Origin of the sequence: Giesbergeria sinuosa (assembly GCF_042652905.1) — a bacterium.
GTDB lineage: Bacteria > Pseudomonadota > Gammaproteobacteria > Burkholderiales > Burkholderiaceae_C > Simplicispira > Simplicispira sinuosa.
This window is the reverse complement of sequence record NZ_JBHSHJ010000006.1, coordinates 127088-142230: the sequence shown is the minus strand read 5'-3', so window position 1 is coordinate 142230 and position 15143 is coordinate 127088. Positions and strand designations below refer to the sequence as shown.

Below are 15143 nucleotides of genomic sequence, written 5' to 3'. Positions count from 1 at the left end.
AAGGCATCATGATCCACCCGTCTTTTCTCCTGCGCATCTTTCAATGGCTGATTGGCACAGTGCTGCTGACCACATTGGCGGCTTGCTCCACGGTAGACCACGGCAAAGCACCCACCTTGGAGCGCGATGCCCAATGGGTAGTACTGCCGTTTGCCAACCATACAGAAACCCCCCTGGCAGGCAATCGGGCAGAGGCCATTGCCCAAGCACTGCTACAGGCCCAGAACATTGGCACCGTCAAACGTTACCCAGGCCATGCGCAATCCGAAGCCCTGTTTGAAGGGGCCGAAACCAAACGGCAAGAGGAGGCACTGGCTTGGGCACGGGAACAAAATGTGCGCTATGCCCTCACGGGCGCTGTAGACGAATGGCGCTACAAAGTGGGGGTAGATGGTGAACCCGCCGCTGGCGTCACCTTGCAAATTGTGGACGTGAGCACCGGCGAAACCTTGTGGAGTGGTACCGGTGGCAAAAGCGGCTGGAGCCGCGAGGCTTTGTCCTCGGTGGCCCAAAAATTGATCCGTGAACTGCTGCGTGCCGGCCTGACCACAGTCCGTTGACTTATCCCTGGTCATGTCTAGTGCTAGTGGCAACGTCCGTCCCCCAGAAACCTCGGCACAACCCAGAGCTATCACTGGGGCCAGCTTTACCGGCTCGCCCTTAGGCAAGTTGGCGCCCACAGGGATACGCCCCTGGATCGTGTTGCTGGAAGCCGTGTTGCTGCCGGCACTGACGCTGGCGCTGGGCTGGTGGCTGAACCCCCAAGACCCCTTGTGGGTACATGCCGATTTTCATTGGGCCTGGCTGGCTCCAATGATCGTCGCGCTGCGTTATGGCCCCTTGGCGGGTTTGCTCTCTGCCAGTGTATTGTTGGCAGGCTGGTTGCTGCTACACCACGGGCAAGATGAGCCGTTTCCACAGGTGTTTTTTCTGGGGGGGCTGATTCTGGTCATGTTGGTGGGTGAGTTCTCCAGTCTGTGGGTAGCACGTACCCGACGGGCCGAGAGCGTGCAACACTATCTGCACCAACGGATGGAGCACCTGATCCGGCAGTATTACCTGTTGCGTCTGTCTCATGACCGGCTGGAACATGAATTGATAGGCCGCCCCATGTCGATGCGCGATGCCCTCAAAACCCTGCGGGGACTGGGCAGCATGGAGTCTGACGCCCAAACCCTGCTGCGCCTGTTGTCGCAATACTGCCAGATTGGTGCGGCCGCCTTATACCGTGTGGATGGGGATCAGCTCGACACACAACCCCTGTCCAGTATGGGTGCGCCCATCACCTTGGATAACAACGATCCCTTGGTGCGCCAAGCACTGGAAACGCACAAGCTGTGCCATGTGGTGCAGACGCTGGCCCTCAAGCAACAGAGCCAGTATCTGATGGCGGCCCCCCTGCTCGATCTGGGCGGCGATATCTATGGGCTCTTGCTGGTCGACGACATGCCTTTTTTTGCGTTGCAAGAAGAGAATTTACAAACCATCAACCTGCTGCTGGGCTACTACACCGATGGCCTGTCTACCCAGGCATTGGCACAACCCTTGTTGCAGCACTGGCCAGACTGTCCAGCTGAATTTGCCTTTGAAATGCAACGCCTATGGCACATGCACCAAACGACTGGGGTTCCCAGCATGGTGGTGGCACTAGAGTTCACCCCTACGGCGATTGAACGCGACCTGCCACAACAATTGCTGCGCCTGCGCCGCCTGATGGACGAGACCTGGCTGATTCAAGGCGAGCGCCGTGCTTTGCTGGCCGTGCTGATGCCTTTGGGTGACAGTGCAACGGCAGAAGGTTTTCTGGCCCGCTTAGAGAACTGGATTCATCAAAAAGAAAGTATTTCGCTGGCCGATGCAGGGATTTTTCCGCACCAACTTCCGCTGAGCCAAACGCCACCTCTGGGACTATTGCAGCGCCTGCACGAGATTGCCGATGCTCAATAGCAAGCTTGGATTCTCGGCGGTCATCATGGAGCTGTCGGCCTGGAGCGGCCCGGTGCTGCTGCATGGTCACTCCGATACAGCATTGGCCAGTTATTTGTTGCTGCATGCAGGGGCCAGCACCCTGTTGGCACTGTTTGCACTGCCTTTGCTACCCAAAGAGCAGGCCCAACCGCGCACAGCCATGTTGAGCTTGATGGTACTGTGCAGTTATGCCGTACCGCTGGTGGGTTTTGTTGGCGTTTTGGCAGCTGCCTTGGTGTTGCGCTACCACCGTCCTGCGCAAACCGTGGCCATGTTTGAGTCTCTGCAATTGCCCGAGTTTGACCAACACCAGCGCATTACCGGCGCCTTTCGGCAGACAGGTCTTGGCTCTTTTCTGGGCAACCGGGATGTACCCATGACTTCACGGATGCGGGCGATGGTCTCATTACAACATGTCTCTGGCCGGGTGGCTTCGCCTTTGCTGCGCAATGTGCTCAACGACCCCAGTGAAGATTTACGCTTGCTCGCCTATGGCATGCTCGATGGCCTAGAACAGCGCATCAGCCGGGCGGTGGACGAAGAACTCCAAGCCCTGCGCACTGCTCGCGCCAGAGAGGGCACCGCCCGCCCCGGCCCCCGAACCCTCAAAGCCGTGCAGCACCTGTCTGATCTGTATTGGGAATTCATCTACCAAGACTTGGCCCAAGGTGATCTGCGCGACTACGCGATTGCACAATCCCTGCACTACTGCGATGAGGTGTTAAAAATACAACCCCAGAATGCACCGTTGTGGTTGCGCAAAGGGCGATTGCTGCACTCGCTGCGCCGCTTCGATGAGGCTGCCTTGGCCTATCAACGCTCCGTCAAATTGGGACTGCCCGCCACACGGGTACTGCCCTACCAAGCAGAACTGAGCTTTGAACGCCGCGACATTGTGCGCACCTACCTGTTGATCCAGCAATTGGACGCAGCAGACTCTGTACCCCGGCTGCGGCCCATCATCGATTACTGGAAAACAGGCGGATGAACACACCGCACAAACCACCCAAAGCCCAAAGTGCCGACATCGCCCTGCTGCTAGAGGGCACCTTTCCGTATGTGAGTGGAGGCGTATCGAGCTGGATCAATCAAATCATCCGGGCCTATCCGGAATACCGTTACGCGATTGTGTTTCTGGGTAGCCGCCGCAGCGACTACAAAGGCTTTCGGTACGAGTTGCCCGCCAATGTGGTGCATTTTGAAGAGCACTACCTGTACGACGATCTGGTAGCACCGGGCTTGCCCGCTGCCCGACGGGGCAGCCCATTGGCCTTTGAGATGATGAGTGCGCTCGTGAATTCGCTGCGCCAAGGAGAGGCGCAGCGGGATCTCACCCTGGGGCTGTTGCGCCATCTGGTGCGCGAAATCATGCCCGGTGGCAAACTGCAACTGGACGATTTTTTGTACAGCGAACGCTCTTGGCAGCTACTGTGCGACACCTATCGGCGCTATTGCACCGACCCATCGTTTGTGGATTATTTCTGGACGGTGCGCATCATGTTTCAGCCCCTGTGGCTGTTGGCACGCATTGCCCACCAGTTGATTCCGGTGAGGGTGCTGCACAGTGCCTCCACAGGTTATGCAGGCTGTTTAGGGGCCATGCTGCGCCAGCGCCGCGGCCTGCCCTTGATTTTGTCTGAACATGGCATTTACACCAAAGAGCGCCAAATTGACCTGCTCAAGAGCGAGTGGATTCGCGACAACCGCAATGTCTTTCAACGCGATCCCACCGAGCTGTCCTATTTTCGCCAAATGTGGATTCGCTTTTTCGAGTGGATGGGACGCTACTGCTACGAGGCCTCCAACCCCATCATTGCCCTGTATGAAGCCAACCGTCTACGCCAAATCCACGACGGAGCCAAACCAGAACGCACCTTCAATATCCCCAATGGCATCAATTTGGGGCGTTTTGCCCCGTTGCGCTCACAGCGGCCTGCCACCCCACCGCCTGTGCTGTGTCTGATTGGGCGCGTGGTGCCCATCAAGGATGTCAAAACCTTTATTCGCGCCATGCGCCGAGTGGTCAACCAACTGCCCCAAGCCCAAGGGTGGATTGCTGGCCCCACCGAAGAAGATCCTAGCTACGCCCAAGAGTGCGAAAACCTGGTGCAAAGCCTCGGCCTGCAAGCCCAAGTGAAGTTTCTTGGTTTTCAAAAAGTGGAAGCCCTGATGCCGCAAATTGGGCTGGTAGTGCTCTCCTCTATCAGCGAGGCACTGCCCCTGGTGATTCTGGAAGGCTATGCCGCAGGCGTGCCCACCGTTTCCACCGATGTAGGCTCCTGCCGTCAATTGATTGAGGGCTTGGACGAGGAGGATCGTGCCCTCGGCCACAGTGGGGTGGTAGTGAACATTGCCGACCCACAAGCCTTGGCCGATGCGGCGATTGCCTTGCTCACCGACACCCCCGCATGGGCACGGGCCAGTGCAGCAGCCATTGCCAGGGTAGAACGCTATTACACCGATACGATGATGTTTGACCGCTACCGCAAAGTGTACGAACAGGCGTTGCAAGACCCCAAAGGAGCACGTTGATGGCGGGCATTGGATTTGAACTGCGGCGCTTGTTGCGCAAAAACACTTTGCTGGGCTTGGCGCAAGCCTATGCCTATGCCGGTGTGATCGGTTCTGGCCCTTGGGTGTTCTCCATTGTGGGCATCTTGCTGGTGGGTATTTTCAGTGCCACCGTTGTCGTGCCGTCTTTTTTGGTCACGCAATTCCAGACTTCTGTGACCTATCTGGTGGCATCGAGTTTGGTGCTGACGGGGCTGGTGCAATTGGCATTTACCCGCTTTGTGTCGGATCGGCTGTTTGAAAAACGCCAAGAACTGATCTTGCCCAATTTGCATGGCTTGCTGCTGCTGGTGGTGGGCGCCGCCTGTGTGCTGGGTACGGTGGCCCTGTTTCTGCTTTTGCCTAGCGAGCGTCTGCTCTATCGATTGCTGATGTTGGCGGGGTTTGCCATCATGTGTGCCGTCTGGGTGCTAACGGTTTTGCTCTCAGGCATGAAGCACTACAAAGCCATTACGCTGCTGTTTGCCGTGGCTTACACCCTGATTGTGTTGGCCTCTTTGCTCATGCGGCCTTGGGGGCTGGAGGGGCTGCTGGGGGGCTTTGTGTTGGGCAATCTGGTGCTGCTGGCGGGTATGTGGCTGTTCATTGTGCGCGACTTCAATCCTTCTGGACAACTGATTGCCTTTGACTTTGCACGGCATGAGCTGCGGTATCTGTCTTTGGTGGCGGTAGGTTTTTTGTACAACTTCGGCATCTGGGTCGATAAGCTGATGTTTTGGTACTTTGAGCCAACCTCCCAACAAGTCATTGGCGGCTTGCGCGCTTCCCTGATCTACGATTTGCCAGTGTTTTTGTCATACCTGTCCATCATTCCAGGCATGGCCGTCTTTTTGGTGCGCATCGAGACAGATTTTGTCGAGTTTTACGACAAGTTCTACGATGCTGTGCGGGGGGGTGGCTCACTGGAATACATCGAGTCCATGCACGATGAAATGGTCTACTCTATCCAACAGGGTTTGGTAGAAATTGCCAAAACCCAGACTTTGGCAGTACTGGTAACCTTTGTGGCTGGCCCCGTCGTTCTGGATGCCTTGGGTATTTCGCTGCTGTATCTGCCACTGTTGTATGTGCAGGTGGTGGGAGCTGGCTTGCAAGTGGGGCTGATGGCGGTGCTGAACGTCTTTTTCTACCTAGACCAGCGTCGAATTGTGCTGCTGCTGTGCGGGCAAATGGTCTTGCTCAATATTGTGTTCACAGCCGTCAGCCAATACTACGGTGCTGCACTATACGGCTATGGTTTCACGCTGGCTATGTTGATCAGCCTCCTGACTGGCCTGATCTTGCTCACACGCCAGCTTAACCGTTTGGAGTATCAGACTTTCATGCTCCAGTAGCATACGGATCTGTTTCATTTTGGGGCCCACAGACCATGACCATGCCGCGATTCTTTGCTCTGCAACGCACGACCGCTGCGCTTTGCGTGGTCTTGCTAACAAGCGCCTGCGGCGGGGGCTCAGACATTGCCCCCAATGTGGTGGTGGAGATCACCGCCCCCAGCGGTGATTCGCCCGTGTTCGAACTGCAAACACCACTGAGCGTAGAGGCCACCGTGGCGGTGAATACGCTGACTGCGCCCGATGACACCCCTGTGCATTTCAGCAGTTCTGCCGGTTTATTCGCACCGGCCACGGCCTCCACCCGCAACGGGCAGGCCCATAGTGCTTTATGGGGCACGGTGCCAGGCCCCCACACACTGCGGGCCGAAGCCGAAGTGGCGGGTGTGCGCACAGGCAATACAAAATCCTTTTATTTGCGCCATACACCCGCCCCCCTGGAAGTACTGGTGCCCGCTTACTTCTACCCCTCTACGGGTTCAGGCTGGACGCTGCTGGCCTCTAGTGTGGCAGCGCACCCTGGCCTGAAGGTCACGGCCATTCTCAACCCCAACAATGGGATTTTCAGTACCGCTGATCGCCGCTATGTGGAAGCCGCAGGCAATTTTGTCCATGCGGGGGGGCAGTTGCTGGGCTATGTGCATACCAGTTACGGTACGGGTGTGCGCTCATTGTCTGATGTGCAGACCAACATCGACCGTTACCTAGAACTGTATGGACGCGACCTCATCAGCGGTATTTTTCTGGATGAAATGAGCGGCCAAAGCTCCACGCTGGACTTTTACCGACAGGTCTACCATTACATCAAGGCCAAAGATCCTAGCCTGCGCGTGGTTGGCAACCCCGGTACCATACCGGCCACCGACATGGCTGGCGTGAGCGATGCCCTGATTACGTTTGAGGGCACAGCAGCAGATTTCGCCCATTACGACCCACGCAAAAAGGGTGGCTGGCTCTACACACTGAGCAACAATCGGCAAGGTACGCTCCTGCATTCCGCCAGCAGTTGCACGGCCATGCAAACGGCCTTGCGCACTGCAGCGTCCACACAGACCAACAGCGGTCTGGTGTATGTCACCCACCGGCCATACGACTATGCCACCAACACCGGCAACCCTTGGGCGAGTCTGCCCAGTTACTGGACAGAGCTGCTCGACAGCGTGCAAGCCCTGAACCAGGGCCAACCACTGCCGAGTTGTTGAGTGTGGTGTGCTTTGTCTAACACCCAAGCACTGATACAGCGTTGGGTGTAGCGCCTTTAGGCGGGGCTGAGTTCGTCAGCGCGGGCCTGCGCGGCCTCGAAATTCAGGTCGCCGGAGTAAATGGCACGGCCACAAATTACCCCTTGCACGCCTTCGTCTTCAACGGCACACAGCGCCTCGATGTCGGCCATACTGCCCAAACCACCCGAGGCAATCACTGGAATCGTCACCGCTTGGGCCAACTTGACGGTGGCCTCGACATTGATACCCGAGAGCATGCCATCACGACCAATATCGGTATAAATGATGGACTCTACACCCCAATCCTCAAACTTCTTAGCCAGATCGGTGACGTTGTGGCCCGTCAACTTGCTCCAGCCATCGGTGGCTACCTTGCCATCTTTGGCATCTAAACCAACGATGATGTGACCACCAAAGGCGGTGCAGGCATCTTTGAGAAAACCAGGATTTTTCACAGCGGCAGTGCCGATAATGACATAGCGCAAACCGCCATCAATGCAACGCTCAATGGTGTCGAGGTCGCGAATACCACCGCCCAGTTGCACTGGAATGTCATCGCCTACCTCACGCAGGATGGACTTGATAGCTGCCAGATTTTGCGGCTTGCCCGCAAAGGCGCCGTTCAAGTCGACCAAATGCAGGCGCCGTGCGCCCGCATTGACCCAACGGCGGGCCATTGCAGCCGGGTCTTCACCGAAGGTGGTGGATTGATCCATATCGCCTTGTTTCAGGCGTACGCAGTGGCCGTCTTTGAGGTCGATGGCAGGGATGAGCAACATGGTGGGTTTGACAAGAAAAAGGGGCCATCACAGCAATGACCCAGACGGAAGGAAAAATGCGGCGGTACCCTAGAACGAGGTACCGGCCGGGCTTAGGGGTTCCAGTGCAGAAAGTTGCGATAGAGCCGCAAACCCTGATCGGCGCTTTTCTCAGGATGAAACTGCGTGGCAAAAATATTATCGCGCGCGATGGCTGCCGCAAACCAGCCACCGTAATCAGTTTCGCCAGCGCAATGCTCGGGGTTCTGTGGCCGGGCATAAAAGCTATGGACAAAATAAAAATAGCTATTGTCTGGCACCCCTGCCCAAACTGGGTGCACGGTGCCACCGTGGCAAACTTGGCGCACTTGGTTCCAGCCCATTTGTGGCACCTTATAGCGGCTGCCATCGGCTTGGTTGCAACCCTGTAAGTCAAACTTCACCACTTCACCCGGAATGAGTGCCAAGCCAGGGGTGTCTCCTTCGGCACTGTGATCAAGCAACATCTGCATACCCACACAAACGCCAAACAGCGGTTTGCTAGCAGCAGCCTCGAGCACCGAATCGCGCAGGCCCGATTGGGCCAGTTCGCGCATGCAGTCGGGCATGGCCCCCTGACCGGGCAGCACCACGCGCTGGGCGGCACGCACCTGCTCGGGGTTGGACGTGACCTGTACCGTCCAACCACTGTCTTGGGCTGCTGCTTGCACTGCTTGAGACACCGAGCGCAGATTGCCCATGCCGTAATCAACCACGGCGACTATTTTTGCTTCTGTATTCATAACTGTCAGTGCATTGCAGACCCACCATGGCGGCGCATCTGGTCTGCAATCATCACAAGGAACCCTTGGTAGAGGGAATGGTACCTGCTGCGCGCGGGTCCAGCTCTAGCGCAGCCCGCAAAGCCCGCGCAAAAGCCTTGAAGATGGTTTCACATTGGTGGTGGGCATTAACGCCCTTGAGGTTGTCAATGTGCAGCGTGACGCCTGCATGATTGACAAACCCTTGGAAAAACTCAAACACCAATTGCGTATCCAGTTGGCCTAAAGATCCACTGGTGAACTGCACATCCATGTGCAGGCCAGGGCGGCCGGAAAAATCGACCACCACACGGCTCAGGGCTTCGTCCAGTGGCACATAGGCATGGCCGTAGCGGCGGATGCCTTTTTTATCGCCCACGGCTTGGGCAAAAGCCTGCCCCAGCGTGATGCCAATATCTTCGACGGTATGGTGGCCGTCGATATGCAGATCGCCTTGACACTGGATGTCAAGATCAATCAGGCCGTGGCGGGCGATCTGTTCGAGCATGTGATCAAGAAAACCAATGCCGCTGTGCAGCTGCGATTGGCCTGTGCCGTCCAGATTGAGGCGCACAGTGATTTGGGTTTCCAGCGTATGGCGGGTAACGTCGGCTTGACGCATGTCGTGGGGCACTCGTTCAAGGGTGGTGGAAAGCTGGGCATGATAGCATCCAGCGCCTCAGCGGCAGCCCCTGTCTCTGTCTGTTGCAACGCTGCCGCCCATCCTTGGGAAGCCACCGCATGAGCCGTTTCTGGAGTGCCGTTGTTCACGGCCTGACCCCTTACGTTCCGGGCGAACAGCCCAAAATTGACAATTTGGTCAAACTCAATACCAACGAGCATCCCTATGGCCCCTCGCCACGCGCCTTAGAGGCCATTCGCAGCGCCACCAATGACAGCCTGCGCCTGTACCCCGACCCCAATGCCGATGCCCTTAAAGCGGCCTTGGCCCAGCGCCACGGAGTGCAACCAGCACATATTTTTGTCGGCAATGGCTCTGACGAAGTGCTGGCACATGCCTTCATGGCCCTGCTAGACCAAGAACGCCCGTTGTGGTTTCCGGATATTACTTACAGTTTTTACCCAGTGTATTGCGGCTTGTATGGTGTGGCACACAAAGCCATTCCACTGACCGAAGATTACGCTATTCGCGCTGAAGACTACCTACCCCAAGGTGACGAGAAAGCTGGGGCCATCATTTTCCCCAACCCCAATGCCCCCACAGGTCGGCTGTTGGCCTTGGCCGAGATTGAACGCATTGTGGCGGGCAACCCCGCTGCCGTGGTCTTGGTCGATGAGGCCTATGTTGATTTTGGTGGCGAGAGTGCTATCGCGCTGGTCAACCAATACCCCAATGTGCTGGTGGTGCATACCTTCTCCAAGAGCCGCTCTTTGGCTGGGCTGCGGGTAGGTTTTGCCGTGGGCCACCCGGCGCTGATTGAAGGGCTGGAGCGGGTCAAAAATAGCTTCAACTCCTATCCACTCGATCGGCTGGCCTTGGCCGGTGCCGTGGCCTCGGTGGCAGACGAAGACTACTTTCAGGACAGCTGCCGCAAGGTCATTGCCACGCGCGAGCAATTGGTGACCGATTTGGCCGCCTTGGGCTTTGAAGTGCTGCCTTCAGCAGCCAACTTTATCTTTGCCCGCCACCCACAGCAAGATGCAGCCGCACTGGCAGCCGCACTGCGCCAGCGCGCCATCATCGTGCGCCATTTCAAACAGCCCCGCATCGATCAATTTTTGCGCATCACTGTGGGCACTGACGCACAATGTGCTCTGTTGGTTCAAGCCTTGGGCGAGATATTGGCAGGCTAAAGCCAACCACAGCCACCCCATCCAGAAAAAAGCTGCAGCTTGGTGCGGCTTTTTTCATGGCGTAGACCTCGGGGTGGATGACAACGCGCTTCCTTATCCATTAAACAAATGCACCCTGATGTTCTCTACAGTACTGAAGACCGCCAAAACGCCGGGGATTGTTCCAGCAAAATTTGGCTTCTGCATAACTGATCTTTGCAGCACAGGTTGCACAGATACAGCGCTTTTTCAGGGCAGTGCCATCATCACTACCGCTTACAAGAGTCGGGGTTGGTGCAACTGGTGCAGCTGGATGATGTGCTGGGGTCGACACACGAGCGACAGCGGGAGGTGTGATAGGGGCCGCAGCACGGGATTGCAGAAATTCAGGCAAGGCCAGTAAATCGGGCGGAGAGTGCAGGCTGGCTAATTTTTCTGCCCATTGACGCACCGTATCGGCGCTGCGCAGGTTAAATATTGAGCCTAGCACTTGGAAAGTAGAAGTATCTTTCTCGACGTGCTCTTTATGCCAACTAGCAAACTGATCCGCTTTGATGACACTACTGGTGTCATATTTTTTGGCATCTGGACGCTGGATGGTGCACTTGGGATGAATTAGCACTACGTGCCGAAAGTCTGGTTTTCTCTGCACACGCCCAGTAATGCCCAACTGCTCTAACACCTTGGTCAATACGTTTTCGTGGCGACGACTTTGCTCCAGTGGTGATGGGATGCCAAACGCCCTATCTGGCCCATAATTCACTGTGAATTCACCAAACTCGTTGATCTGTAAATTGCCACTGAAATTTTTGGTTTCTAGCAAATAAAAGACAAAGCCACGAGAAATGACCAGATGGTCGATTTGTGCCACCTCGCCCTCATGCACCACACGCAAATCATGAATCACGGCGTGGTTGGGGGCATCTGCAAAATGGTTGTCAATGTAGTGTGCTGCATCACGCTCACCTTGCACACCATAACGCACATTTTTGACCTCGTGCTGCAACCAGGTTTTTTGCTCACTGCTCAACTGTGGGGCTTGCAGTAAAGACTCCAATAAGGCAATACGCCGACTTTTGTCATCTGCCGACTTGATGAGCATACGCTTAGTCTTTTGTGTACTGCTCGCAGTTGCCGATGAGCCGCAACTCGGCGGCACGGGCATGGGCCTGCAAACCTTCACCATGCGCCATCACCGAGGCAATCTGGCCCAAGGTTTGCGCCCCTTGCTCGCTGACTTCAATCAGACTGCTACGCTTTTGAAAGTCATACACGCCCAAGGGCGAGCTGAACCGTGCCGTGCCCGAAGTGGGCAACACATGGTTGGGGCCAGCACAATAGTCGCCTAGGCTCTCGCTGGTGTAGGCACCCAGAAAAATCGCCCCAGCGTGTTTGAGCAATGGCTCCCAACGGTGCGGCTCGCGGCTAGAGACTTCTAAATGCTCTGGCGCAATTTGGTTACTGATGGCACAGGCTTCTTCCATACTGCGTGTGTGGATGAGCGCACCACGGCCATTCAGGCTCTTGGCGATGATCTCAGCCCGTGGCATGGTGGGCAGCAGGCGATCAATCGCTTCTTGCACAGCATCCAAATAGGCGGCATCGGGGCTTAGCAAAATGGATTGGGCCAGCTCGTCGTGCTCGGCTTGGCTAAACAAGTCCATCGCCACCCAATCGGGCGGGGTGGTGCCATCAGCCAACACCAAGATTTCGCTGGGGCCAGCAATCATGTCAATGCCTACGGTGCCAAAGACGTGCTTTTTGGCACTGGCCACATAAGCATTGCCAGGGCCAGTGATTTTGTCCACCTTAGGCACAGTCTCGGTGCCATAGGCCAAGGCCGCCACTGCCTGAGCACCTCCAATCGTAAAAGCCCGCGTGACGCCCGCCACATAGGCGGCTGCCAACACCAGCGGATTTTTTTCGCCACGGGGGGTAGGCACGACCATGATGATCTCAGCCACGCCTGCCACATGGGCTGGAATGGCATTCATCAGCACACTGGAAGGGTAGGAGGCTTTACCGCCGGGCACATAAATGCCCACGCGGTCTAGCGGCGTCACTTTTTGGCCCAACAGGGTTCCGTCTTCGTCACGGTAGCTCCAGCTTTCACCACTGGCTTTTTTTTGTGCCTCGTGATAGCGACGCACACGGACAGCAGCCTGCTGCAGGGCTTGGCGTTGCGCCTCGGGCAAAGCGTCAAAAGCGGCCTTGAGTTCTGCTTGGCACAGTTCCAACTCGGCCATGCTGGTGGCAGACACGCTGTCAAAACGCTGCGTGTATTCGAGCACTGCCGCATCACCCCCTTGACGCACATCGGCCAAGATGTCGGCCACCCGCTGCTCAATAGCGGCATCGGTATCGGCAGACCAATGCAGGCGAGCGGCAAAATCAGCATCAAACGAATCGCTGCTGGTATGCAGGCGGGCGGGTGTGGCTTTCATGGGGCAATCTTCCTGTCAGGGCCGTTTTAGGCGGTGCAAGTATCTTGGCGAGGCACCACGGGCTTTTGCCGCTGATGGTGTTCTTTCTTCACAGCATACATCCGCTGATCAGCGATTTCCATCAGAGTCTCCAAGTCCTTGCCATCGTCTGGAAAATAAGCAGCACCAATGCTGGCTCGCAGTAGTTGACTGGATACCAATGATGTCGAGCAGTTGTTGCTTGTTAGGCATGGCACGGCCTTCCATAAAATTTCTCAATGGGGAGAAAATTATTGTAAGGTTGTGCCTTTTTTGTAACTCAGTCTTTTGCTGGAATGGCCGCAGCAAAAATGTCAATAATGCGCCGCAGTGGCGCCATTTTGAGTTTGAGGGCCGCTTGGTTAACCACCAAATGCGAGCTGATGTCCATGATGCGCTCAACCTCGACCAAATGGTTGGCCTTGAGGGTGTTGCCGGTAGAGACCAAATCGACGATAGCATCGGCCATGCCCGTGAGCGGGGCCAGCTCCATGCTGCCATAGAGCTTGATCAAATCCACATGCACACCCTTGCTAGCGAAAAACTCGCGGGCAATGGCGGTGTATTTGGTGGCTACCTTCAGGCGTGAGCCTTTTTTGACGGCTTGGGCATAGTCAAAACCCGCACGCACCGCCACGCTGACACGGCATTGGGCAATGCGCAAGTCCAGCGGCTGGTACAGGCCCGAGCGCCCGGCACCGCCCCATTCGGCGCTGTGTTCTATCAGGGTATCTTTGCCACATACGCCCATATCGGCACCACCATACTGCACATAGGTGGGCACATCGCTGGCGCGCACCATGACGACGCGCACATCGGGCTGGTTGGTGGGCAAAATCAGCTTGCGCGATTTTTCTGGATCTTCAAGCACCTCGATGCCAGCGGCGGCCAACAAAGGCAGGGTTTCATCAAAAATGCGGCCTTTGGACAGGGCAAGGGTAATCATCGGTCAAATTCTTTCTATGTCGGCACCCAAGCCGCGCAGTTTGGCTTCCATGCAGTCGTAGCCACGGTCAAGGTGGTAGATGCGGTCTACCAAGGTTTCGCCTTCAGCCACCAGGGCGGCAATCACCAAGCTGGCCGATGCCCGCAGATCGGTCGCCATCACCGTAGCCCCAGACAAACGCTGACCACTGTGGCCCAGCCCCTCAATGACGGCGGTACGGCCATCAATTTGGATGTGCGCCCCCAACCGCAACAGCTCATTGACGTGCATGAAGCGGTTTTCAAAAATGGTTTCGGTAACGGTGGCCGTGCCTTGGGCCACACAATTGAGCGCCATAAACTGCGCCTGCATATCGGTGGGAAAGCCCGGATACTCGGTGGTGCGAAAGCCCTGCGCCTTCAGGTGGGCAGCACCTGGGCTGCGCACGCGGATGCCCCCCGGCGCGGCCTGTACATCCACCCCAGCATCGCGCAATTTGTCGGTGACAGCATCCAAATGATCGGGGCGGGCATGGCGCAACACCACATCGCCACCAGCGGCGGCCACGGCGCACAAAAAGGTACCAGCCTCAATGCGGTCGGCCACCACCTGGTGGGTGCAGCCATGCAAATGCTCTACCCCTTGGATGCGAATGCGGCTGCTGCCGTGGCCTTCAATTTGGGCTCCCATGGCGATCAGCATCTCAGCCAAATCGACAATTTCAGGCTCTTGGGCTGCGTTTTCCAGCACCGTCTCGCCCTCGGCCAGCGTGGCGGCCATGAGGAAGTTTTCGGTGCCAGTGACGGTCACCATATCGGTGGTGATGCGTGCGCCCTTGAGGCGGGTGCGGCCTTCGGGCAAGCGGGCAATCATGTAGCCATGCTCGACCACAATCTCAGCCCCCATCGCCTGCAAGCCCTTGATATGCTGATCGACGGGGCGCGAGCCAATGGCGCAACCACCGGGCAAAGACACGGTAGCCCGGCCAAAACGCGCCAGCAATGGCCCCAGCGCCAGCACCGAGGCGCGCATGGTTTTGACCAATTCGTAAGGAGCCTCGGGGTTGGACAGCGCACCAGCATCAATGTGTACGCCACCGTGGTGATCGCGCTGGGCCGTCACGCCCATGTTGCGAATCAGCTTGAGCATGGTGGCTACATCTTGCAGATGCGGCACGTTATTGAGTTGTACCGGCTCTGCGGTGAGCAAAGCAGCACACAGCTCAGGCAGGGCGGCATTTTTAGCGCCAGAGACCACCACTTCGCCCTCTAAGGGGCGACCACCGCGAATCAGGAGTTTGTGCATGGT

Annotated in this window: 15 protein-coding genes; 7 read left to right on the top strand and 8 right to left on the bottom strand. The window is 56.9% G+C overall.

Translation table 11 applies throughout. The features are described 5' to 3' along the window. The first annotated feature begins 8 nt into the window (after positions 1–8). From ACFO6X_RS09575 to ACFO6X_RS09550, 6 genes are read left to right on the top strand one after another with little or no spacing between them, the layout of a single operon-like run. Entirely contained in the window at positions 9–560 is a 552-nt protein-coding gene (locus ACFO6X_RS09575; RefSeq protein WP_382432403.1) for a penicillin-binding protein activator LpoB, read from the top strand. Between the two features lie 13 nt (positions 561–573). Continuing rightward, positions 574–1947 (top strand): PelD GGDEF domain-containing protein, encoded by a 1374-nt coding sequence (locus tag ACFO6X_RS09570; RefSeq protein WP_382432401.1) that lies wholly within the window; start codon positions 574–576, stop codon positions 1945–1947. Further along, positions 1937–2956: a hypothetical protein gene (locus ACFO6X_RS09565; protein ID WP_382432399.1), complete on the top strand. Its 1020-nt coding sequence runs from the start codon at positions 1937–1939 to the stop codon at positions 2954–2956. Before ACFO6X_RS09570 ends, ACFO6X_RS09565 begins: the two co-directional genes overlap by 11 nt. After that, positions 2953–4500, top strand: coding sequence for a GT4 family glycosyltransferase PelF (pelF, locus tag ACFO6X_RS09560; RefSeq protein WP_382432397.1), 1548 nt, complete (start codon positions 2953–2955; stop codon positions 4498–4500). The genes ACFO6X_RS09565 and pelF overlap by 4 nt, the downstream gene beginning before the upstream one ends. Next, positions 4500–5873 carry an exopolysaccharide Pel transporter PelG gene (gene pelG, locus ACFO6X_RS09555; protein ID WP_382432395.1) on the top strand — a complete coding sequence of 458 codons (1374 nt, stop codon included), beginning with the start codon at positions 4500–4502 and terminating at the stop codon, positions 5871–5873. The genes pelF and pelG overlap by 1 nt, the downstream gene beginning before the upstream one ends. Before the next feature lie 41 nt (positions 5874–5914). Beyond that, positions 5915–7075: a spherulation-specific family 4 protein gene (locus ACFO6X_RS09550; protein WP_382432393.1), complete on the top strand. Its 1161-nt coding sequence runs from the start codon at positions 5915–5917 to the stop codon at positions 7073–7075. Positions 7076–7131: 56 nt separating this feature from the next. On the opposite strand, the gene hisA is transcribed toward ACFO6X_RS09550, so the two are convergent. From hisA to hisB, 3 genes are all read right to left on the bottom strand, one after another. Next, the gene (gene hisA / locus ACFO6X_RS09545) at positions 7132–7875 is read right to left on the bottom strand and encodes a 1-(5-phosphoribosyl)-5-[(5-phosphoribosylamino)methylideneamino]imidazole-4-carboxamide isomerase (RefSeq protein WP_382432391.1); all 744 of its coding nucleotides are present in this window, start codon (positions 7873–7875) and stop codon (positions 7132–7134) included. A 92-nt stretch (positions 7876–7967) separates the two neighbouring features. Further along, positions 7968–8636 (bottom strand): imidazole glycerol phosphate synthase subunit HisH, encoded by a 669-nt coding sequence (hisH, locus tag ACFO6X_RS09540; RefSeq protein WP_382432389.1) that lies wholly within the window; start codon positions 8634–8636, stop codon positions 7968–7970. A gap of 52 nt (positions 8637–8688) precedes the next feature. Then, entirely contained in the window at positions 8689–9276 is a 588-nt protein-coding gene (gene hisB, locus ACFO6X_RS09535; RefSeq protein WP_382432387.1) for an imidazoleglycerol-phosphate dehydratase HisB, read from the bottom strand. A gap of 119 nt (positions 9277–9395) precedes the next feature. On the opposite strand from hisB, the gene hisC reads away from it, so the two are divergent. Next, a complete protein-coding gene (gene hisC / locus ACFO6X_RS09530; protein ID WP_382432385.1) occupies positions 9396–10469 on the top strand; it encodes a histidinol-phosphate transaminase in 1074 nt (357 codons plus the stop codon). Between the two features lie 100 nt (positions 10470–10569). On the opposite strand, the gene ACFO6X_RS09525 is transcribed toward hisC, so the two are convergent. From ACFO6X_RS09525 to murA, 5 genes are all read right to left on the bottom strand, one after another. Then, positions 10570–11550 carry a nuclease-related domain-containing protein gene (locus tag ACFO6X_RS09525; RefSeq protein WP_382432383.1) on the bottom strand — a complete coding sequence of 327 codons (981 nt, stop codon included), beginning with the start codon at positions 11548–11550 and terminating at the stop codon, positions 10570–10572. Between the two features lie 4 nt (positions 11551–11554). Further along, positions 11555–12892: a histidinol dehydrogenase gene (hisD, locus tag ACFO6X_RS09520; RefSeq protein WP_382432381.1), complete on the bottom strand. Its 1338-nt coding sequence runs from the start codon at positions 12890–12892 to the stop codon at positions 11555–11557. Between the two features lie 26 nt (positions 12893–12918). After that, positions 12919–13128, bottom strand: coding sequence for a diguanylate cyclase domain-containing protein (locus ACFO6X_RS09515; protein ID WP_382432379.1), 210 nt, complete (start codon positions 13126–13128; stop codon positions 12919–12921). A 62-nt stretch (positions 13129–13190) separates the two neighbouring features. Beyond that, the gene (gene hisG, locus ACFO6X_RS09510; RefSeq protein ID WP_382432377.1) at positions 13191–13856 is read right to left on the bottom strand and encodes an ATP phosphoribosyltransferase; all 666 of its coding nucleotides are present in this window, start codon (positions 13854–13856) and stop codon (positions 13191–13193) included. Between the two features lie 3 nt (positions 13857–13859). Continuing rightward, complete coding sequence (murA, locus tag ACFO6X_RS09505) at positions 13860–15140, bottom strand: UDP-N-acetylglucosamine 1-carboxyvinyltransferase (protein WP_382432375.1); 1281 nt, start codon at positions 15138–15140, stop codon at positions 13860–13862. Positions 15141–15143: the final 3 nt, after the last annotated feature.